The sequence below is a fragment of the Neobacillus drentensis genome (genome assembly GCF_036962765.1).
Taxonomy (GTDB): domain Bacteria; phylum Bacillota; class Bacilli; order Bacillales; family Cytobacillaceae; genus Neobacillus; species Neobacillus drentensis_C.
This window is the reverse complement of the sequence record NZ_JBALOS010000431.1, coordinates 1,678-2,073: the sequence shown is the minus strand read 5'-3', so window position 1 is coordinate 2,073 and position 396 is coordinate 1,678. Positions and strand designations below refer to the sequence as shown.

The following is a 396-nucleotide window of genomic DNA, read 5'->3' as shown; positions in this document are numbered from 1 at the left end:
CATTAGCCGTAAGCCCTGGTTATGTCGGAAAAGGAATAGGGAAAGCACTGGTACAACAAATTATTAAAGAAACAGAAGTCCTGGAAATTACTAGGCTAATATCTTTAACATATCAAATTACATTTTTTTCGAAATTAGGATTTTATCAGGTAGACAAAAACCAATTACCTCAAAAAATGTGGAAAGATTGTATAAACTGTCCTAAACTCCATTCTTGTGATGAAACAGCAATGTTAATGAATGTTTTTTGATTCCAATTAAGCTTCCGTTCGATTACCCCTAAAATGGTTTGGTTTTAGGAGCATTTACCAAAAAATCGAAAAAAACCGTTTGTGGGACAGAGTTATTTACTCAAGAATTGATGCCACAATAACTGCCCAAACTTCTTCTGATCCA

Annotated in this window: 1 protein-coding gene; it reads left to right on the top strand. The window is 33.8% G+C overall.

Features of this window, described 5'->3' with window-relative positions:
- The coding region (locus V7137_RS30410) for a GNAT family N-acetyltransferase (protein ID WP_335701518.1) at window positions 1-251 on the top strand (251 nt) is incomplete at its 5' end.
- Between the last annotated feature and the right edge of the window lie 145 nt (window positions 252-396).